The sequence below is a fragment of the Serratia liquefaciens ATCC 27592 genome (assembly GCF_000422085.1).
Classification (GTDB): Bacteria; Pseudomonadota; Gammaproteobacteria; order Enterobacterales; family Enterobacteriaceae; genus Serratia; species Serratia liquefaciens.
Genome location: NC_021741.1, coordinates 2,637,764 through 2,658,450, shown reverse-complemented (window position 1 = coordinate 2,658,450; position 20,687 = coordinate 2,637,764). Strand labels below are relative to the sequence as shown.

General features: G+C 55.3%; 18 protein-coding genes and 1 riboswitch. Of the genes, 9 read left to right on the top strand and 9 right to left on the bottom strand.

Going from position 1 to position 20,687, the window contains the following annotated elements; translation table 11 throughout:
• Positions 1 to 81: 81 nt before the first annotated feature.
• Complete coding sequence (locus M495_RS12385) at positions 82 to 1,047, top strand: DMT family transporter (protein WP_020827008.1); 966 nt, start codon at positions 82 to 84, stop codon at positions 1,045 to 1,047.
• Between the two features lie 31 nt (positions 1,048 to 1,078).
• Here the strand turns inward: M495_RS12385 and fusA are convergent, their stop codons facing one another.
• From fusA to M495_RS12365, 4 genes are all read right to left on the bottom strand, one after another.
• On the bottom strand, positions 1,079 to 3,184 hold the full coding sequence (fusA, locus tag M495_RS12380) for an elongation factor G (protein WP_020827007.1): 2,106 nt from the start codon (positions 3,182 to 3,184) through the stop codon (positions 1,079 to 1,081).
• 272 nt (positions 3,185 to 3,456) lie between these two features.
• On the bottom strand, positions 3,457 to 4,494 hold the full coding sequence (locus M495_RS12375) for an ABC transporter ATP-binding protein (RefSeq protein WP_020827006.1): 1,038 nt from the start codon (positions 4,492 to 4,494) through the stop codon (positions 3,457 to 3,459).
• The gene (locus M495_RS12370; RefSeq protein WP_020827005.1) at positions 4,491 to 6,074 is read right to left on the bottom strand and encodes an ABC transporter permease; all 1,584 of its coding nucleotides are present in this window, start codon (positions 6,072 to 6,074) and stop codon (positions 4,491 to 4,493) included. Before M495_RS12370 ends, M495_RS12375 begins: the two co-directional genes overlap by 4 nt.
• 34 nt (positions 6,075 to 6,108) lie before the next feature.
• Positions 6,109 to 7,125, bottom strand: a complete 1,017-nt coding sequence (locus tag M495_RS12365; RefSeq protein ID WP_020827004.1) for an iron ABC transporter substrate-binding protein — start codon at positions 7,123 to 7,125, stop codon at positions 6,109 to 6,111.
• A 516-nt stretch (positions 7,126 to 7,641) separates the two neighbouring features.
• Here M495_RS12365 and M495_RS12360 point away from each other — a divergent pair.
• The 5 genes from M495_RS12360 (at position 7,642) to M495_RS12345 (ending at position 12,655) form a co-directional block, all read left to right on the top strand.
• Positions 7,642 to 9,306 (top strand): ABC transporter substrate-binding protein, encoded by a 1,665-nt coding sequence (locus M495_RS12360; protein ID WP_051150513.1) that lies wholly within the window; start codon positions 7,642 to 7,644, stop codon positions 9,304 to 9,306.
• A gap of 146 nt (positions 9,307 to 9,452) precedes the next feature.
• Positions 9,453 to 9,626, top strand: a riboswitch (M-box (ykoK) riboswitch).
• Between the two features lie 72 nt (positions 9,627 to 9,698).
• The gene (locus tag M495_RS12355) at positions 9,699 to 10,721 is read left to right on the top strand and encodes a magnesium transporter (RefSeq protein ID WP_081667701.1); all 1,023 of its coding nucleotides are present in this window, start codon (positions 9,699 to 9,701) and stop codon (positions 10,719 to 10,721) included.
• A 142-nt stretch (positions 10,722 to 10,863) separates the two neighbouring features.
• Complete coding sequence (gene mgtS, locus M495_RS25570) at positions 10,864 to 10,956, top strand: protein MgtS (protein WP_020827001.1); 93 nt, start codon at positions 10,864 to 10,866, stop codon at positions 10,954 to 10,956.
• A 110-nt stretch (positions 10,957 to 11,066) separates the two neighbouring features.
• Positions 11,067 to 11,246, top strand: a complete 180-nt coding sequence (locus tag M495_RS12350) for a hypothetical protein (RefSeq protein ID WP_020827000.1) — start codon at positions 11,067 to 11,069, stop codon at positions 11,244 to 11,246.
• A gap of 26 nt (positions 11,247 to 11,272) precedes the next feature.
• On the top strand, positions 11,273 to 12,655 hold the full coding sequence (locus tag M495_RS12345; protein WP_041415406.1) for a cation diffusion facilitator family transporter: 1,383 nt from the start codon (positions 11,273 to 11,275) through the stop codon (positions 12,653 to 12,655).
• 13 nt (positions 12,656 to 12,668) lie between these two features.
• Here the strand turns inward: M495_RS12345 and M495_RS12340 are convergent, their stop codons facing one another.
• Positions 12,669 to 13,121 carry a GNAT family N-acetyltransferase gene (locus M495_RS12340; RefSeq protein WP_144079314.1) on the bottom strand — a complete coding sequence of 151 codons (453 nt, stop codon included), beginning with the start codon at positions 13,119 to 13,121 and terminating at the stop codon, positions 12,669 to 12,671.
• A 45-nt stretch (positions 13,122 to 13,166) separates the two neighbouring features.
• Positions 13,167 to 14,894 (bottom strand): ABC-F family ATP-binding cassette domain-containing protein, encoded by a 1,728-nt coding sequence (locus tag M495_RS12335; protein ID WP_020826997.1) that lies wholly within the window; start codon positions 14,892 to 14,894, stop codon positions 13,167 to 13,169.
• A 485-nt stretch (positions 14,895 to 15,379) separates the two neighbouring features.
• On the opposite strand from M495_RS12335, the gene M495_RS12330 reads away from it, so the two are divergent.
• Positions 15,380 to 17,806 (top strand): DUF3772 domain-containing protein, encoded by a 2,427-nt coding sequence (locus tag M495_RS12330; RefSeq protein ID WP_020826996.1) that lies wholly within the window; start codon positions 15,380 to 15,382, stop codon positions 17,804 to 17,806.
• 6 nt (positions 17,807 to 17,812) lie between these two features.
• On the opposite strand, the gene M495_RS12325 is transcribed toward M495_RS12330, so the two are convergent.
• Positions 17,813 to 18,310, bottom strand: coding sequence for a DUF2938 domain-containing protein (locus M495_RS12325; protein WP_020826995.1), 498 nt, complete (start codon positions 18,308 to 18,310; stop codon positions 17,813 to 17,815).
• A 100-nt stretch (positions 18,311 to 18,410) separates the two neighbouring features.
• Here M495_RS12325 and M495_RS12320 point away from each other — a divergent pair, with 100 nt between their 5' ends.
• Positions 18,411 to 19,076 carry an ArsR/SmtB family transcription factor gene (locus tag M495_RS12320; protein ID WP_020826994.1) on the top strand — a complete coding sequence of 222 codons (666 nt, stop codon included), beginning with the start codon at positions 18,411 to 18,413 and terminating at the stop codon, positions 19,074 to 19,076.
• Positions 19,077 to 19,097: 21 nt separating this feature from the next.
• Here M495_RS12320 and M495_RS25820 read toward each other — a convergent pair whose 3' ends face one another.
• Positions 19,098 to 19,271: a hypothetical protein gene (locus tag M495_RS25820; protein ID WP_020826993.1), complete on the bottom strand. Its 174-nt coding sequence runs from the start codon at positions 19,269 to 19,271 to the stop codon at positions 19,098 to 19,100.
• 174 nt (positions 19,272 to 19,445) lie between these two features.
• On the opposite strand from M495_RS25820, the gene M495_RS12315 reads away from it, so the two are divergent.
• The gene (locus tag M495_RS12315; RefSeq protein WP_020826992.1) at positions 19,446 to 19,715 is read left to right on the top strand and encodes a PTS transporter subunit EIIB; all 270 of its coding nucleotides are present in this window, start codon (positions 19,446 to 19,448) and stop codon (positions 19,713 to 19,715) included.
• Here the strand turns inward: M495_RS12315 and M495_RS12310 are convergent, their stop codons facing one another.
• Complete coding sequence (locus M495_RS12310) at positions 19,716 to 20,651, bottom strand: LysR family transcriptional regulator (protein ID WP_020826991.1); 936 nt, start codon at positions 20,649 to 20,651, stop codon at positions 19,716 to 19,718. It lies immediately after the preceding gene.
• Between the last annotated feature and the right edge of the window lie 36 nt (positions 20,652 to 20,687).

The window sequence follows — 20,687 nt, the reverse complement described above, 5'->3', positions numbered from 1 at the left end:
TCCCGCCCGAGCTCGTTAGGCTGACTCTAAGTATTTAATCACGGGTTCGCATTGCTGTACCCGGTTGTTGATGGAGTCATTATGTTTGTCGGCGTGTTATTTGCCTTGTCTGCCGGGCTGATGTGGGGGCTGATTTTTGTCGGCCCGGTGTTAATCCCTGAATACCCGGCGGCGTTGCAGTCGACCGGGCGTTATCTGGCCTTTGGGCTGATTGCCTTGCCGTTGGCGTGGTTTGATCGTCATCGTTTGAAAAAGTTACATCGTCACGATTGGCTGGAGGCGTTAAAGCTAACGGCGATTGGCAACCTGCTGTATTACCTGTGCCTGGCGAGTGCCATTCAACGTACTGGCGCGCCGGTTTCTACCATGATTATCGGTACGCTGCCGGTGGTCATTTCGGTGACCGCCAACCTGTTTTACAGCCAGCACGATGGCCGACTTTCCTGGCGTAAACTGACACCGGCGCTGGTGCTGATTGCCTGCGGTCTGGCATTGGTCAACGTTGCCGAACTGCAGGGCAATACGGCCCCGGTTGACGTCTGGCGTTATACCAGCGGCTTGGGTCTGGCGGTGTTGGCGGTGGCGTGCTGGACCTGGTTCCCATTGCGTAATGCCCGCTGGCTGCGGGAGAACCCGGGGCAAAGGTCCGCGACCTGGGCAACGGCTCAGGGGCTGGTGACGCTGCCGCTGGCACTGATCGGTTACGTGGTGGTTTGCGGTCAATTGGCTTTTACCCAGCCGGAGTTTGCATTGCCTTTCGGACCCAGGCCTGAAGTATTTGTCCCGTTGATGATTGCCATTGGCATGTTGTGTTCGTGGATTGGCGCATTGTGCTGGAATGAGGCGAGTCAGCGCCTGCCGACGGTGTTGGTCGGGCCGCTGATCGTCTTCGAAATTCTGGCGGGGTTGGCTTACACCTTTATGCTGCGCCAGGCCTGGCCACCGCTGCTGACGTTGGGCGGTATTGCCTGCCTGATCGTGGGAGTGGTGTCTGCGATGCGGATTAAGCCACAGCCGGTGGTGGTCAGTATTGGGGCCAAGGAGTAATGCCTGCCGCAGAGCGCGGCAGGCGGTAAGTTTACTTTTTGCTGTGGTGAATGATCTCTTCGGCCACATTGCGCGGGGCTTCGGCGTAGTGGCTGAACTCCATGGTGTAGGTGGCGCGCCCCTGCGACATCGAGCGCAAGGTGGTGGAATAGCCAAACATCTCCGACAGCGGCACCTTGGCATGAATCTCCTTGCCGCCGCCGCCCGGAATATCTTCCATCCCTTGCACCAGTCCGCGCCGTGACGACAGATCGCCCATCACGCTGCCGGCGTAATCTTCGGGCGTTTCTACCTCTACCGACATAATGGGTTCGAGGATCACCGGATCCGCCTGACGGCAGGCCTCTTTAAAACCGAAGATGGCCGCCATACGGAACGCCTGCTCCGAGGAGTCGACGTCGTGGTAAGAGCCAAAGGTCAGGTGCACTTTGACATCGACCACCTGATAGCCAGCCAGCACGCCGTTATTCAAGGCTTCCAGCACGCCTTTTCTCACCGCCGGGATAAATTCGCCCGGGATCACGCCGCCTTTGATTTCATCGAAAAATTCAAAGCCCTTGCCCGGCTCATTGGGTTCCACCGTCAATACCACGTGGCCGTACTGGCCTTTACCGCCGGACTGGCGCACGAACTTGCCTTCCACGTCGGTCACGCGCTTGCGGATAGTTTCGCGGTAGGACACCTGCGGTTTGCCGGTGGTGGTCGCCACGCCAAATTCACGCCGCATGCGGTCGACGATAATTTCCAAATGCAGTTCGCCCATGCCGTAAATAATGGTCTGGCCCGACTCTTCGTCGGTACGCACGCGAAATGACGGATCCTCTGAGGAAAGGCGTTGCAGCGCGATGCCCATCTTCTCCTGATCGGCTTTGGTTTTCGGCTCAATCGCCTGAGCGATGACCGGTTCCGGGAACACCATTTTCTCCAGCGTGATAATCGCGTTGGGATCGCACAGGGTGTCGCCGGTGGTAACATCTTTTAGCCCCACGCAGGCGGCGATGTCACCGGTGTGCAGCTCTTCGACATCTTTACGATCGTTGGCGTGCATTTGCACGATGCGGCCAATACGTTCTTTCTTCCCCTTCACCGGGTTGTATACGCTGCTGCCTTTGGCCAATACGCCGGAATAAACTCGCACAAAGGTCAATTGGCCGACGAAGGGATCGGTCATCAGCTTGAATGCCAGCGCCGAGAACTTTTCATCGTCAGACGCGCGGCGGATCACGATATTGTCGCGCTCGTCGTGGCCTTCCATCGGTGGAACGTCAAGCGGCGAGGGCATCAGCTCAATCACCGCGTCCAGCATGCGTTGCACCCCTTTGTTGCGGAATGCGGAACCGCACAGCATCGGCTGAATTTCGCCGGCCACGGTGCGCAGGCGCAGGCCGCGAACGATCTCTTCTTCGCTTAGCGGTACCTGATTAAGGTACTTGTCCATCAGCTCCTCCGAGCCTTCGGCGGCAGCTTCGACCATTTTATCCCGCCATTCCTGTGCCGATTCACGCAGTTCCGCCGGGATCTCTTCAAAGCTGAAACTCATCCCCTGGGTTGCTTCGTCCCACAGGATTGCTTTCATGGTCACCAAGTCCACCACGCCGGTGAAGTGGTCTTCGGCACCAATGGGTATGACGATCGGTACCGGATTGGCCTTAAGGCGCTCGATCATCATTTTGCGCACGCGGAAAAAGTCAGCGCCCACGCGGTCCATTTTGTTGACGAACGCCAGCCGCGGCACCTTGTATTTATTGGCCTGGCGCCAGACGGTTTCCGACTGTGGCTGTACGCCACCCACCGAGTCGTAGACCATGACCGCGCCATCGAGCACGCGCATCGAACGTTCGACCTCAATGGTAAAGTCTACGTGCCCGGGGGTGTCGATAATATTGATGCGGTGCTGCGGATAATTATGCTGCATGCCGTTCCAGAAACAGGTCGTCGCCGCCGAAGTAATGGTAATGCCGCGTTCCTGCTCCTGCGCCATCCAGTCCATGGTGGCGGCGCCGTCGTGCACTTCGCCCAGCTTGTGACTGACCCCGGTGTAAAACAGAATCCGCTCGGTGGTGGTGGTTTTGCCGGCATCGATATGCGCCGAGATGCCGATATTGCGGTAGCGTTCGAGGGGGGTAGTACGTGACATAATTAACCTTTCTTAGCCGCATCAAAGAAGGGCGGCTTTAAGCAGCATGAATAATTATGATAATCCTCTGTGGGTTATCTCCGGACGGGTGAATGCTTGCACCGGTCACAAACTAATCGTAGTTGATGAAAGGGTTTTTACTCAACGATGGCTGCGATAGGTTTTATCGTTGAGCGAGTTGAGTGAGACGCCAGAGTACTGCAACGCGAAGGCCAGGTTCGGGGGATACCGATGCCTGTTCTGCAGGCACCGGTTTGACTGAGTGGGAGGCATTACCCGGCAAAAATATGTGCCTGACCGATGATATTCAGATTGACCAGGGTACCGGCGCGAAGGCCTTCGCGGCTGACGGTTTTAAGTTCAATCGTGGCGTCGTTGTTGGCCATACGCAAATTCAGGGTGGAGACAAAACCGGCGAAATCGATGTGGGTCACTACCGCCTGGCTGGAGTGTTGCGACTCGGACTGACTGATTTGGATTTGCTCCGGCCGCAGCATGATGCGGGCAGGCCCACGGCGTCTACAGTCGTCCACGGCAATCCGCCCCAACGCGCACTGGGCCCAACCCTGTTCCAGATCGGCGGAGAGCACCAGCGTCTCACCTAAAAATGTGGCGGTGGGTTCGTCGACCGGTCGTAGATAAAGATCCTGCGGCGGCCCAACCTGTGCCAGACGGCCATTGCGCATCACCGCTACCTGATCGGCAAACGACAACGCTTCAGTCTGATCGTGGGTCACCAAAATAGACGCCACTTTGGCTTCGGCCAGCAGCTCTGCCACCGCTTTGCGGGTCGCGGCACGCAAGCCGGTATCCAGCGCGGAGAAGGGTTCATCCAGCAACATCAATTTCGGCTGCTGGGAGAGTGCCCGGGCCAACGCCACGCGTTGCTGTTGCCCGCCAGAAAGTTCGTGGGGCCACAGTGCACCCAGGCGACGATCCAGCGCCACCATGTCCATCAGCGCATCTATACGCAGCTGCTTGTCGCGCTTGCTGCCCTTCAGGCCAAAACCGATATTGCCGGCCACGGTGAAGTGCGGAAACAGCGCGCCATCTTGCGGGACAAAACCAATGCCCCGCAGGTGCGCCGGCACCCAGCCGCTGCCATTGTCCATCGAATGGCCCTGCAACATCACCCGACCGCTGTCCGGTATTTCGAAGCCGGCGATGATGCGCAGCAGGGTGGTTTTCCCCGAGCCGGAAGGGCCGACAATCGCGGTGCGGCTGCCTGGGGCCACCTGCAAATCAACATGCTCCAGCACCTTGATCGCGTTATAGGACTTGCCGATGCCTTGTAGTTCAAGCGTGCTCATAATCCCGCCGTGCGTTTGGATTGAGAATAAAGAAGCCAGGTCAGTGGCAGTGATAACACCACCATAATCAGCGCGTAAGGGGCCGCCGCCACATAGTCGATCTCGCTGGTCAGCGCCCAGAAAGCGGTAGCTAACGTGCGGGTGCCGTTGGGGGCCAGCAGCAGGGTGGCAGTCAATTCGTTCGAGATGGCCAGAAACACCAGTGCCGCACCGGCGGCCGCGCCGGGAGCCGCCAGTCGCAGCGTGGTACTCCACAGCGCCTGCGCCGGGGATCGGCCGAGGCTGCGCGCCACATTTTCCAACTCTACCGGTGCCTGAGCGATGCCGGCACGCAGGTTGATCAAGGCTCGCGGCATAAACATCAGTAAATAGGCCAGCAGCAGGGTAATTTCGGTTTGATAAATTGGGCGGAAGCTGTGAATGGTGATGGTGACCAACGCCAACGCCACGACGATACCGGGCAGCGAGCTGGTGACATAATTGCAGCCTTCCAAAATCCGATACAGTCGTGCCGGATAGCGTACCGAAAGCCAGGCCATTGGGATGGCGCATAAGGTGATCAACAGCGCTCCGCTGGCCGCCAGTGACAGCGTTTGCAGCAGGGCTGGCAGCAGTTCGGCATTGCGCCAGACCTCAAATCCACCCAAGGTCAGCCAGCGGGCCAGCGTGATAAAGGGCACCCCCAGCGCCAGCGCGGTGAGCACCAAGGGCAGTAGCAGGCCGAACAGGGTAGCGGCAGGCCCAAGACGGTAAGCGTTCTGGCTGCGGGCGCTGCCGGAACCGACGCGAGCATAGCGCGCTCGGCCTCGACTGCCGGCTTCCAGCAGCAACAGCACCAGGCAGCAAAGCACCAGTACCCCGGCCAGCATATTGGCCGCCGGGCCGTTAAAAGTGGACTGGAACTGATCGAAAATGGCGGTGGTGAAGGTATCAAAGCGGATCATCGCATACAGGCCGTATTCCGCCAGCAAATGCAAAGCGATCAACAGTGAACCGCCCCAAATCGCCAATTTCAGCTGAGGCAATACCACGCGGAAAAACACCGCCAGCGGGCGGGTGCCCAGCGAAGTGGCGACGTCTTCAATACCGGGATCAAGCCGGCGCAGTACTGCGGCCGCCGGCAAGTAAATAAACGGGAAGTAGGCAATGACCGAAATAAAGACCCCTGCGCCCAAGCCATGCATCGAAGGTACCAGGCTTATCCAGGCGTAGCTTTGCACAAAGGCGGGCACCGCCAGCGGTGCGGTTGCTAACAGTGACCAGATACGCCGTCCGGGCAAGGTGGTACGCTCGGTCAACCAGGCCAATGCCACCCCAAGAACGGCACAAATAGGCAGTGTGAAGACCACCAGCAACAGAGTATTAAGCAGCAGTTCGGCCACCCGGGGGCGAAAAACCAGAGCTTTCACCGTCGGCCAACCGGTTTCAAACGCCACGCTAATGACAAACCCCAACGGCAACAGTGCCAGCAGGGAGAGTAAAATGGCGACCGCCACGATAAACAACCCCGGCCGCTGATGGCGTCGGGCTGAAGCGTAACGTGGCGCTGCACCGGCAGCGTTGAAACCTATATTCGACATAGGGTTAAAAGCTCTCTTTACGGACAAGACTGGCTTACAACAAACCGGCTTCGGTCATCAATTCGACGACTTTTTTGCCGTTCAGCGCGGAGGCGTCAACTTTAGGCGCGTCCAGCTCTTTCAGCGGTACCAGTTTCGGGTTGGAGGCTGCGTTAACGCCCACGGCATATTCGAACGCATTGTTGGTACGCAGGATCTCCTGGCCGTTTTTACCGGTGATCCACTTCACGAACGCCTGAGCCTGCTGCTGGTGTTTGCTTGAGGCCAACACGCCGCCACCGGAGATGCTGACAAAAGCACCTGGATCCTGGTGTTTGAAGTAGTAGAGCTTGATATTTTTACTGTTCTCGCCGGTCTTGGCACCGTCGACAAAGGGATAATAGTGATAGATGACACCGCTGTCGATTTGGCCGGCATTCACCGCTTTCATCACGGTGCTGTTGCCTTTGTAAGCGGTGAAGTTGGTTTTCATCGCTTTCAGCCATTCCAGGGTGGCTTTCTCGCCTTTTAGCTCCAGCAAGGCGCTGACGATCGCCTGGAAATCCGCACCTGAAGGTGAGGCTGCCCAGCGGCCTTTCCATTCCGGCTTGGCCAGATCCAGCAGTGATTTCGGCAATTGCGCTTCGGTCAACTTAGCCGGGTTGTAGACGAATACCGTTGAGCGGGCAGCAATGCCTATCCAACGGCCATGCTGTGGACGGTACTGCGGTTCAACCTGGGCCAGGGTAGTGGCGTCCAGGGGCGCAAACAGTTTGGCGTTATCCACCAACACCATCGCCGGGGAGTTTTCCGTCAGAAAAACGTCGGCGGGGGATGCACTCCCTTCTTGCACCAGTTGATTACCCAACTCACTGTCGCCGCCATTACGCAGGGTCACTTTAATGCCGGTGTCTTTGGTAAAACCGTCCACCCAGGATTTCACCAGGTTTTCATGCTGGGCGTTATAAATAACGATACCTTCATCCTGAGATGCGGCATTGGCGGAAAACGCCAGCATCATGGACGACGCCAACAGGGCAATGGGGCCGAGAGAAGTGAAACGCAGCTTCATACAGTCATCCTTTTTATTGAGAGAGTGCAGAGAAGAAAAGCGAATGAATAAGGCCTGACGAATGCCGGGCAGCCCTGATTGTATATAAGAACATTAATAATGATAGTGAAAACGATTCGTATTAATTTATTTTTATAAATTGCTCACTAATTATCTTGTCTTAAGGAAAAATTAAGCTTGAGTATTATTGATTCTTTTATTCGCTAATTCATCAGTATTTATAATGCGTTAATCGATTGGCAGTGAAATGAAACCAATAACCCCGCTGTTTGGCCTGTCATCTCCGCGGTCGGTGCAACTGCCCTCAGAACCACGAGTGACGCCGTTTAATGCATTCAACCATCGCCATTAAGTGTTGGCCGGGTAGCCGTTAACATTGCTTCAGTCCTGGTGAAAAACAGACTCATCAGGATGGCGAGTAGGAGTTTGATAATGAAAGAAATTCATGTTGTTTCACTCCAGTTATTTTGGTTATGAGTCATAGCGTTTAATGATTTAATTTATTCAACTGCTTCGATGAATATAGGCGTCGACAAAACACCAATAAGGGATAACGACGTGACATATTCATTCAAGCTTAAGGGATTGGCTGGTCTAATCATCTTGTCTTTGCAGGCTGGCGTGGCGGTGCAGGCCGCCGAGGTGCCTGCGGGCGTTCAACTGGCCGCCAAACAGGAGCTGGTGCGGGCCAATGGTTACGAGCCGGCTACGCTGGATCCGAACCTGGCGGAAAGCAACGTGGAATTTTATATCTTCAATGACCTGTTTGAAGGGCTGCTGCGGGTGGGAAAAAATGGCGAGGTGATCCCCGCATTGGCCACCAAGTGGGAAACTAAGGGGACTGTCTGGACCTTCCATCTGCGGCCAGAAGCGAAATGGTCAAATGGCGATCCGGTGACCGCCGATGACTTCGTCTTTAGCTGGCGGCGCTTGACCGATCCCAAAACCGCTTCACCCTACGGCAGCTATCTGGCGTCGGCCTATGTATTGAATGCGGCGGAAATTAACGCCGGTGGCAAACCGCCGAGCGAACTGGGCGTGAAAGCGTTGGATGCCCATACCCTGCAGGTGACGCTGGCTGAACCTAACTCCTATTTGCTTAAACAGCTGGTGCATTTTCCGGTGCTGCCGGTAAATCGGAAAGTGGTGGAGCAATACGGCAAAAACTGGACCCAACCGCAAAACTTCGTCGGTAACGGAGCTTTCAAACTGGCGCAGTGGGTGGTGAATGAAAAAGTGGTCCTAGAGCGAAATACCCAGTATTGGGATAACGCCCACACGGTGCTCAATAAGGTGACATTCCTGCCGCTGCAAGGGTTCCCGGAAGTGGCGCGTTTTCGCGCCGGTGAGATCGAACTGGGTTACAGCGCACCGCCAGAGTTATATCAACAGTTGAAAAAAAACCTGGGCGATGAGCAACTGGTGACTTATCCGCTGCTGTCGACCAGCTACTTTGCCTTTAATAACCGGCAGCCGCCCTTTAACGACGTGCGTGTGCGTCAGGCGCTGAATCTGGCGCTGGATAAACAGGTGATTGCCGGCAAGGTCTTGGGCTATGGTCAACAGCCGGCCTGGACCTTTACCCCAACCGGCGCCGGTGGCTTTACCTTACAGCCTGGCGTGGCGGCGGGGTGGTCGCAAGAGCAACGCATTGCCCAAGCGAAAAAGCTGCTGGCGGAAGCCGGTTTTAACGCGCAGCATCCGTTACGTTTCACTCTGCTGTACAGCAACGACGCCACCATCAAGAAAATAGTGATCGCCGCTAGCGCGATGTGGAAAAAGAACCTGGGAGCAGAGGTCACTTTGCAAAATCAGGAGCGCAAGGTGGTATTGGACAATATCAACAACGGTCAATACAGTGCGGCGTTCAGCCGTTGGTTGGCGGATTACAACGATCCTTCCACTTTCCTGAATGTATTCCGCTCTACCAGCAGCGAGAACTCGGCCAAATATGCCAATGAGCATTACGATCGGCTACTGCACCAGGCTACCGCGGCGCAAAGCCCGGAACAGGTGCAGCAGGCCTTCCAGCAGGCAGAAGATGTGTTGGCGGTGGATACGCCGGTGGCCCCGGTGTACTACGAGGCTAACGCCACGCTGGTCAAACCCTATGTGAAAGGCATCGACTTTACCCGCCAGGGGCCGTTGTACGACAAAAACGTGTATATCCTCGCGCATTGACGGTAAATAATGTGGGTTAGGATTGTTCCGTCCCACATTTTATTATTTTTACCGAAAATGTTTTTTCTAAATGTTTCATCAACGGCAAGTCAGATTTTTGCCCATCGATTAAAAACCCTGCCTATACTGCCCCCCGTAGTTTATATGCAGTATCTCGTTTGGCGAGGCTCCTATACAAACACAGGTTACTGATCTGACGACATCGAGAGATGCCCAAGGTTAAGACAGGCTTTATCGGATTAAGGTTCAGCCCAAAGTAACTTCTGATTAACACATCAGATACGTTGTATAGTGCTAAAACCTGGACGCGGAGATAGGCTTTCTGCACTCCCTCTGTGGTTAACGCCCCTATGCGATTCGCTGTTGAAGTTTAAACAGAAATAGGGACTAACATAATGAAGTCACATCAAAATTACCTCTCCCCGGCGCTGGCCCGTGCTGAAACTCAAGACGAGTCTTCGATTGCGAGCTATATGAACGCCGATTTTATTACCGTTCCCGGCAATATGACGGTCAACAAAGCCAAGGAATATTTTCTTTCTCAGTTAAAAACAGATGAAATTCCCGCTCAGCTGTTTGTCACTGCTGATGATTATCATCTGCGCGGTACGCTGTCGGTAAAAAAATTATTGCAGTGCGAAGACGATGATAAACCCGTTGGCGTGATGATCAACCACAGCTATTTCCAGGTCTCTCCCGATGACGACCGTAATGACGTTGCCCATTTATTGGGTAAGGGCGGGCTGGACGTAGTACCGGTGGTGGTGAATAAAACGCTGGTGGGCGTGCTGGGCGAAAAAGAAATCGCCCGGCTGATTGAAGACGAAAATACCGAGGATGCGCAACGCCAGGGCGCCAGCCTGCCGCTGGACAAGCCTTATCTCGAAACCAGCCCCTGGGCATTGTGGCGCAAGCGTTCGGTGTGGTTACTGATGCTGTTTGTCGCCGAAGCCTATACCGGCAATGTGTTAAAGGCCTTTGAAGAACAGCTGGAAGCGGCGATAGCACTGGCATTCTTCATTCCGTTGCTGATCGGTACCGGCGGTAACAGCGGTACTCAAATCACTTCTACGTTGGTACGTGCCATGGCGCTGGGAGAGGTCAGCCTGCGTAACCTGGGCGCGGTGATCCGCAAAGAGGTGTCCACCTCGCTGCTGATAGCCGCTACTATCGGCATCGCAGCCTGGGCGCGCGCCTGGATCATGGGCGTGGGCATGGACGTTACTATGGTGGTCAGCCTGTCGCTGGTGGCGATTACCGTTTGGAGCGCCATTGTTTCATCCATTATCCCGATGCTGCTCAAGCGTGTGGGCATTGATCCGGCGGTAGTGTCGGCGCCGTTTATCGCCACCTTTATTGATGGTACCGGGCTGATTATCTACTTCAAAATCGCCCAGCACGTGCTGGGGATATAAAGGGGCTTCCGCTCCGTGTGGTTGCCGGAGCGGAAATTAATTCTCAGCAAACAGGAGGTGCGTAAATATTCATGAATAATGAGATTATCCACTTTTTAATTAAAGAGGCTTTTATCGACAATAATTAATCGAGGACGAAATAATGGGAAACATGATCTTCTTTGTAGGATTCCTGAGCATCATCAGCTCACTGGGCCTGTTCGCCGCCTATATGAGCTCTAAATGGGATGATTAATGAACGCTAAAGATCCGCCTGGATGCATCCTCCCCGAAGTGTTTTATTACGACGGGGAGGATGCGATTAAACTCTGACCGCCTGATGCGGCTTTGTGGAGTATAACGATAATGATTATTTCTATTCTTGGTCTGCTCTATGCCATTTTGATGATTGCCGTGGGTGTGAATGAGATTTATTTTTATTCAACCGGAAAATCAGAATTTCTGTCTAGTTTAATGCTGACATTCTCGGGTAGTATGCTGCTGGTTGCTTTTGCCTGGCAATACTCGACTAAAATAAAGAAATGAATGCCCCTTTGAATGTGAGCCGTAATATGCAAAATGAAAAACAATCCGTTGCCAGAAATTCGATGATAGCCAGCGGGCTATTGGCGACCGGGAAATTTATTGCCGGCATTTTTACCGGCAGTATTGGTCTTATTTCTGAAGGGATCCACTCTTTCACCGATTTTATTGCCACCAGTATTACCTGGCTGGCGGTGCGCATCAGCGACAAACCCGCTGATGACGACCATCATTTTGGTCATGGCAAGGTCGAAAATCTGGCCGCGCTGTTTGAAGTACTGTTGCTGTTAGGGGCTGCCGGCTGGATTGTTTACGAGGCTGGCAAAAGCCTGCTTGGGGAGGCGCATGAAATTGTCGCTGCCCCTGTGGTCATTGCGGTGCTGTTGATCTCGATTGTGGTCGATTTTTTCCGCGTCAGGGCGCTGAATCGCGTGGCAAAGGCCACTGACAGTGCGGCGTTGGAGGCCGATGCGCTGCATTTCTTCTCAGATATGTTGGCTTCCGCCGTGGTGCTGTTGGGCATGGTGTTCGTCATGCTCGGCTTCAACCGTGCAGACGCCATCGCGGCGTTGATCGTAGCCTGTTTTATTGTGGTCGCGGCGGTGAAACTGGGGAAACGTTCATTCGATTCGCTGATGGATACCGCGCCTGCCGGTGCCAAGGAAGAAATCGATGCCTTGCTCCAGAGTTTCCCCGCAATACTGGCCACCGAGAATATTCGCATCCGCAACGCCGGTGCCATGTTGTTCATTGAGGTCACCGTCGCCGTGTGTCGCACCTTGCCGCTGGAGCGTATCAACGCGCTGAAAAAGTCGATTGCCGAACGTCTGGAACGGCAATATGCCAATGCCGAAGCCACGGTGATTGCCAACCCGCAAACCCGCAGCGACGAAGACATGGCGACCCGTATCCGGGTGATCGCCGCCAACCACGGAGCGGTGGTGCAAAATTTGGCCCTGCAACAGCTGCCGGAACGCATGTCGATCAGTCTGGATCTGGCCGTACCTGCCAGCGCCAGCGTGGCACAGGCTCACGATATCGCCAGTGAGATTGAAACCTTGCTGCGTGAGGCGATTGGCGAGGAGACTGAAATTGAAACTCATCTTGAACCGCAGACGCACCACTGGATAGCCAGTGAAGATGTTGCACCGGAAGAGCTGGCGCACATTCGTCAGATCCTGCATGTGGCGGTAGAGAACGGTGAAATGGTGCAGGATGTGCATAACATACGCGCACGCAAAACTGCGAACGGCATTATCGTTAACTTTCATTGCCGGGTTTCCCCGGCGGCCTCTATTGTGTCCGCGCATGCTGCGGTAGACAGCATCGAACGCCAGTTACGCGCACTTTATCCCAGCATATCGCGGGCAGTAGGGCACGTGGAGCCGATTAAGCCTAAACCCGGCATCTAGTTTCTGGTGCTTATCACTGGGCGCTGCCGACGGAAAATGACAGCGCCCAGTGAGGCCGGATCCCTGGTTTTTCAACCCAGGCCCGGTAAGCCGTCGGTGGTATCACCGACAGCCAAAAGGCGAGGCCGCCCGGATTGTCTGCCAGCACCGACAGCTGCCAACGACCGGGATGCAGGGCAAACAGTGCCTGCACGGCACTTTTACCTATGCCGTATTTTCGCCAGGGTTTGGCGACATAAAACTCCGCCATTTCCATAGTGGTAGCTGGCAGCAGCGTTCTGACCAAGGCAAATCCCACCGGTTGTGCCTGGTTTACTATCAGATACGGGTACCTGCCGTTTTCATGCCAATAGCGAGCCAGGTGTGGATAGTCAGTATCCGCAGCCAGCTCCCGCAAATAGTTGGGCAGCATCGCCGCCAGCAAGGGTTGCTCCTCACGGGTTGCCAACCTGAGATGAATATTCATATCCGCTCCCTAAGGAAAAGGCCGCCCGCAGGCGGCCTGTACAGGTTAGTCCAGATTTAACTGTGCGGTAATGGTCGCGATTTCACTTCGCCATTGCTGCTGCAGCTGCACTTTTTGATGCTTGGGTTTACGCGCCAGATCTTCTTGCAGTTTGCTTTCCAGTTCAAACAGCGCGGCCAACAGTCGCTCCTCGTCTGCATGCTGCAATTCGCGACTGGCAGGCTGCAGGGACGAGGTGGTCATTGGCGCGGCCTCCGTCGCTTGTGCCAATCGGTGGTAGACCGGCTCCAGATCCTGCCACTCTTCCAGCTTTTGCTGGTCAATCAACCAGAAGCGGTTACAGCTATTTTCGATCAGCATTCGGTCGTGGGTGACCAGCATCACTGCGCCTTCAAACTGCCGCAGGGTCTCAGCCAGCTCTTCTTTGCCTTCCATATCCAGGTGGTTGGTCGGCTCGTCGAGCAATAACAGAGAGTAGTTGGCCAGCGTCAGCCCAACAAACAGCAGGCGCGAACGCTCGCCGCCGCTCAGGGTGCTGATGCGTTGCTGATGACGCAGGTAAGGGAACCCGGCACCAATCAGCGCCATTTTCCGCTGTTCCTCGGTCAGCGGCGCGAAATGCGACAACGCCTCGCTCAGCGTATCCTCGTCACGCAGTTGCTGCAGGCTCTGATCGTAATAGCCGATACGGACTCGCGGGTGGAATACGGCTTCCCGTTGGTTTGGGTCTTGGTATTCGCGCCACAGATGATGTAGCAACGAAGATTTACCGCAGCCGTTACGCCCGACGATGGCGATGCGATCCCCGCTTTTAACCCGCAACGATGCAAGCCTGAACAGAACCGGAGCCTCCGCCGCCGGGCGCACATCCAGTTGCGGCAAGGCCAGCAGGCGATCGGCATCCAGTGCCTCGCCCTTTAACCTGAGCCGCCATTGGCTGCCTGCGCTCAACGTGGTTTGCTCTTCTTTCAGCCGATCAACGCGTTTTTCCATTTGCTTGGCCTTGCGAGCCAGGTCTTCGTTATCGTAAACCCGACCCCACACGGCCAGCCGCTGGGCACTTTTCGCCACCCGGTCGATCTCTTTCTGCTCCGCCTGACGGCGGTGTGCGTCCGCTTCATCCTGTTCCTCCAGTGCCTTGCGTGCGGCGGTACAGGGCAGGCGGAAAAACTGCAGGGTTTTATCGCGCAGGATCCAGGTGCAGTTGGTGACCTGATCCAGCAAATGCCGATCGTGAGATACCAGCACGAAGCTGCCGGACCAGTTTTGCAGAAACTGCTCCAGCCACAGCAGGGTTGGCAGGTCCAGGTGATTGCTCGGCTCATCCAGCAGCAGCAGGTCGGGTTGGCGAATCAACGCGCGCGCCAACAGCAAGCGCGTATGCTGGCCGCCGCTCAGTGTGCCCGCAGTCAGTGTCCATGACGTTGGCGCAAAGCCCAGGCTGCTTAGCAGCACTTCGCCTTGCCAGCTTTCACTGACGCGTTGGTTTTCCGGTAGTCGCGCCATGACCGCATCCAGCAGGCTGCAGTCGTGCAGAGCTTCGGGCAGGTGCTGTTCCACCCGCGCCATCAGGCACTGGTGGGCAGGGGTTACGCTGCCGGCGCTGGCGGGCAGATCGCCACTGAGGATTTTAAGCAGAGTGCTTTTACCGCAGCCATTGTGGCCGATTAAACCGATGCGATCGCCTTTTTTCAGGCTAAAGGAAACCTCAACCAGCAGAGGGCCGAAATTGTTGTCGTAGCCGACAGATAATGCAGAAAGTAATGTGCTCATTGCTTACTCAAGAGTTACAGGCATGCGTATGCCTATCGTCAAACATCGCTGACGACAACCCGGTAAGCCGGAGGGAAGGGACTCAAATGTTAGTAAGCTTCGCTCAAGCCTGGGTTATCGCAGCACGATACCGGTAATGCTTGAGCAGCGGCAATTACTATAGAAGTGTGAGTAAAAAAACAATTCACACATCGGCATAGTAATCCTCCTTTTATAACGTAGGTTAATGAATGAGCTGAGTATAGGGGGCTTTGGCAGGTTGCGCTAGTGTAAATTCGCAGCGTTATCAGTGCGGTAAGCGGTAATTCTTCATTGTTTTTAGTGACGTTGTCACCATGAGAATCGTGCTGAATGGGAGTAATACTGATATTTAAGCGGAGATTAAGCAGTTATCATAATCTCAGTTTATGATTAGCCAGGCGGGTCGGTGACTACCGGCCCGCCTGTTTCGTTTGTCTATCATGTAAAGGCTGAGCCCCGAATTTATGTTAAAGCCCCGTCAAATTATTCTTTTCCTGTTCCTGCTGTTTGGCTTGCAGTTGGCGCCGCTGACCAGCGTTGCCGCACAGGATGACAGCCCGGTAGCCGAAAGCCAGCCGGACCCTGCGACCGCCCTGAAAAACTACCAGAAGCAGTTGGACAGCATCAAACAGCAGGTTTCCAAAGCCAGTAACGATACCCAGCTCAGTAAGCTGAAATTGACCACTGACGATCTGGCCGCCAAGCTGGAAAAGCTGGCGGCCGACTTGCAACCGGCGCAAGAGAAGCTGCAGGCGCAGCTGGACGTGTTGGGGCCGCAACCGGCGGCAGGTGCGTTGGCGGAAAACGCGGCAGTGGTACAACAGCGCAATGCCTTGAATAACAGCAAGAAGCAGCTCGACGAAGCGGTTCAACGCGCACAGGCGATGAGAGCTGGCGTGCTCGATCTGGGGCAACAAATCAGTGACTTACGTCGCGTCGCGTTCAAAAGTCAGTTGGCGTTGAATACCGGTAGCGTGTTGGGCACCAAATTTTGGACGCCGGTGATAAAGCCTGCCGATGACGACGTGCAGCGCCTGGATCAGTTCAACGCCGCAATGAAACAGACCTGGGACGCCAGTTGGCAGGAAGATTCACGTTACGGCACCCTGGGTCTGTTGGTATTGGCGGTGGTTATCTGGTCGTGGGGGCGCTATTTTTCCGAGCGTTTCCTGGCGTGGGTGAGCATCCGTTATCTTCCGGACGGGCGTTTGCGCCGCAGTTTTATGGCAATCATGACCGTCACCGTCACGGTTGTTACTACCAGCATTGCGTTGAACCTGCTGTTCCTCACCTTCACACGCGTACAACCCTTACCGGTGATGCTGGAGGATTTCGCCGGGAGTTTTTATCAGTTAGGGATTTTCTGCGCGCTGATTGCCGGACTGGGGCGCGCAACGCTGTCACTTAATCGCCCTTCGTGGCGCCTTGGCACCCTGGATAATGCCGTTGCCTCAGGTCTGCGCTATTTCTCGCCGCTGTTGGCCGGGCTGGCATTGGCATTTGGTACGGTAGAACTTATTAATAATGCCGTCAGCGCCAGTTTGAGCACCACCATTTTCGGTAACGGCCTGGTTGCCGGCTTGATTGGCATGGTGTTGCTGGCGATGCCACTGCGTTCTCAGCGTATCCGCCGTCAGTTGGAACAGCAGGGCGAACACGTAGAGAAGCGCTCCACCATCAGTGGGCTTTTGCATATGAGCACCCTGGTGTGTTCAAGCGTGATCTTGCTTTCGCTGCTGATAGGGTATATCGCTTTTGCCCGTTTCCTGACCTATCAGGTGATTTGGATCGCGCTGGTGTTAATGACGTTCTATTTCCTGGTGCTGTTCGCCACTGACCTGTGCGCGGCAATCTTCTCGCCGCAAACCGCCAGTGGCAAGATGCTGAAGAAGTCGCTTAATTTTAAGGATCGCCACCTGGAGCAGATGGCGATCATCTTCACCGCCATCGCCAAGTGCTCGCTGCTGTTGTTGATGATTGTCTCGTTGTTTAACGGCTCGTTTGGCACCACGACGCCCAACTCGCTGTTGGAAAAGATCATCGCCATTCTTAGCGGCGAAGGGCTGAAACAACTGAACATTGTGCCCGGCAACCTGATCAATGCGGTGATTTGCCTGGCCATTGGCATCTATATTCTGCGAGTTACCCAGCGCTGGTTAAGCCAGGAACTGCTGCCAAAAACCATTGCAGATATCGGTATTCGTGCGTCGCTGGTGACGTTGTTCAGCAACGTGGGCTACGTGCTGTTGATCCTGATTACCCTGGCGGCGCTGGGCATTCAGTGGAACAACCTGGCCTGGATCGTCAGTGCCTTGTCGGTGGGTATCGGTTTTGGTTTGCAGGAAATCGTGAAGAACTTTATTTCCGGTTTGATTCTGTTGACCGAACGCCCGGTGAAAGTCGGCGATATGATTGGTATCGGCGGCGTAGAGGGGGACGTGCGTCGTATCAATGTGCGCGCCACCGAGATCCAGCTTAGCGATCGCTCGACGATGATCGTACCTAACTCTCAACTTATCTCTCAAAACGTGCGTAATGCCACCATGGGCAATGCGCAGGGGGTGGTAACCATTGCGCTGACCTTCCCGACGGATATCGATCCGGAGCAGGTTCGCAACATCCTGCTGAGCGCTTATCAGGAATATGAAGCCATTCTGGATGCCCCGGCGCCCTATGTGCGCTTCAGCCAGCTCGGCCCGGACGGCATTATCCTCAGCGTGACCGGTTATGTCGCCAGCCCGCGTATGGTCGGTTCAACCAAGAGCGAACTGTTGTTCAATATTCTCAAATTGCTGCGGGCACACCGTGTCAACATGTCGAGCCCGCAGGAAGTGGTGTTTATGAAACAGCAGGCGAAAAATCTGGCCAACGAAGAAGAACAATCTTCGTAGCTGGGATTACCACAGCCCGGCGCAAAGGACAGCGCTGAGATAAAGGCCTACGCCGAACACGGCGTGGGCCATCAGGCTGCGCAACCGTGCCACCGGCGGATTAGGTGTTTTGCTGGCTGCGATACCGGCACCCATACCGGGCTGCATCAGTAAAAACGGGGCGCAGACGCTGACCACACCAAACGCTAGCGCCGGTAACAGCGTAGGGTGACGCAGCCAGTCTTGCCCGCCCAGGACCAGCAGCAAGGCGGCGAAAACTATCCCTATGGCGTAATGGGCCCCCCAGCCGATCGGCTTTTCGAAGCGTACCTGCGCTGCTTGTCCGATGTTTTCATGCCTAAAGCGGCCACGTGGAAAATGTCCGATCCAGCGGCCCACCATCGCGTAGTTTAGCGAGGGGATGCCAAACACTCGCTTGAGTAACCCAGCCCAAAGATCCATAACCAGTGTGGCTCCGGTGCCGAGAGTCAACGATGCCACGATAAACTCCATTTCGTTATTCACTGCCCATTCTCCTTATTGTTGGGGATGGTCGATTATTCATGGGGTTTTTGATACACTATCATTCAATTGATTTATTGAATGATGAAAGAGGGCGGATGGAATGTCAACCAAGGATAACGATCCTCAACCGCAGCTGTTTGCCGAGTTGGCGGAATTGGCACGCAGCCTGGGGAACGCGCATCGGCTGATGTTGTTGGAGCATATTGCCCAGGGTGAGCGAGCGGTGGAACGGCTGGCGGCACTTGCCGGGCTGACGATCGCCAATGCTTCGCAGCACCTGCAACACTTGAAACGCAGCGGGTTTGTGCAGAGCCGTCGTGATGGCAAACAGGTGCTATATCGCCTCGGCGACGGCCCGGTGCTCAACCTGTTGGCGGCACTGCGTCAGTATGCGGAACATAACCGAGCGGAAATCCGCGCGCTGGTAACGGACAGCCTGCAGCAACCTGAGGCGTTAGAGGCCATTTCGCGTGAAGAGCTGCTGTCGCGGATAGAGGAAAACGGCGTAATTCTGCTCGACGTACGCCCGCATGAAGAGTATGCGCTGGGGCATTTGCCTGGCGCATTGAACATTCCGTTGGAAGAACTTGAACGTCGATTGGCCGAGTTACCCGAAGGCCGTGAAGTGGTCGCCTATTGCCGCGGCCCTTACTGCGTGCTTTCGGTTAACGCCGTTGCTGCGCTGCGCGCCAAAGGTCGCGAGGCCCGCAGGCTGGAAGACGGATTTCCTGACTGGAAAGCGGCGGGCCTGCGTATAGAGATCTGATCGCGGCCCGCATGGCTTGCGTTAGTGCATCGCCGGTACCACGGACTGAGAGCAGTCGCTGTTGGCGCTGGCGGAGGAATTATTGCAGGTTTGTGGATCATTATGCACCGGCGGTGGCGGCACATCCTGTGGGCCGCCCCGGCCAAGGCAGCCGGAAAGCATCAGCATCAAAAACAGGGGAATTATCGCTTTCATCTCAATTACCTCCTATCTGTACACTCCGTTAAGTATATGCCTTGTAACAGATTGGGGGCGCCGAATGATGCGTTATAGATAGGGTCTATATTGCACCGGGTGAAACCAATTTCACTTCGGCCTGCCGCCGGCTCTATGCTGTTGTTGCATAGGCAATCTTTTTCTGGAGGCACAATGGAAACACATCAGCTTGCAGCGTCGGTGCTGGCCGCCTTTGGCGGAGCGGAAAACCTGACCAAAATACGCTACTGCGCCAGCCGTATCAGGGTGGAACTGCGCGATGCCGGGCGGCTGGATCGACCGGGCATCGAAGACCTGAACGGTGTTAAAGCGCTGTTGGAGGTCGACACTCCACGTCTGACTACCGAATATCAGCTGGTGGTGGGGCCGGGCAATGCCCGACCGCTGTACCAGGCGCTGGTGGCGCTGACCGGCGAGAAGTAACTACGACAACAGCGGGCGGATCTGTTCCAGGTGCTGCTGCATTAGTGTTTGCATCTGCACCACATGCGGGGCATCCGTCTTTTCGCGCATCAGATAGATACCGACGGTGCAACGTGGTCCCGGCTGGATCAGCTGCAGGGGTTCAATGCCGTAATCCGCAAAATAACCCGCCATACAGGAGGGATAGCTCAGCAGTACCGCATCGGAATCGTTGATCATGTCTACAGCCGACATCATGGAATTGGTCGAACAAATTACCCGCTCCGCCAGATGCAGACGGTTTCGCGCCAGCTTTTTCGGCTGCATATCTTCCACCATATGATGATAACGACTTTCATCCGGCGTCAGCTCAACGCAGGGGTAGTCCAGTAGCGCATCCGGGCCCACCGTTTGTCCCAGCAGCGGGTGTCCGCGCCGCACGAACATACTGTCGGTGGTGCCAAACAGCGGCAGAAAGCTGATGCCTGCTTTAGGGTTCAGGCCCTGAATTTCATGGCCGATAAACAAGTCGATATCCCCGCCCAATAACAGGTCCATCAGGCGCAGGTGGTTGCCCAGATCGATATGGATATTCACCAGCGGATGCAGCTTGCGGTAGGCATTGAAGCTGTCGCGTACAAACATATACCACCAGGCATGACCGGTGCCCATACGCAGGCTCTGCTCCTGACGTGCTTTGATAAATGCCAGTTTGATCAGCGTGTTGTCGTAGATACGCTGCATCATCTGCGCCTGCTCCAACAGCAGATCGCCGTACTCGGTGGTTTTTACCCCGGTTGAGGTTCGCTCCAGCAGCTGTACCCCGAGGTTCTCTTCCAGTTTCTTCATGTTGTGGGTCAGCGTCGGCTGGCTCAGGCAAAGTTTGTTTGCTGCATGACTCACATTTTTGAACATCGCCACTTCGATAAACTGCCGCAGAATTTTGTCCACGATCATATTTTCCACTGGTGGTATAGAAAGTTTCTATATCGT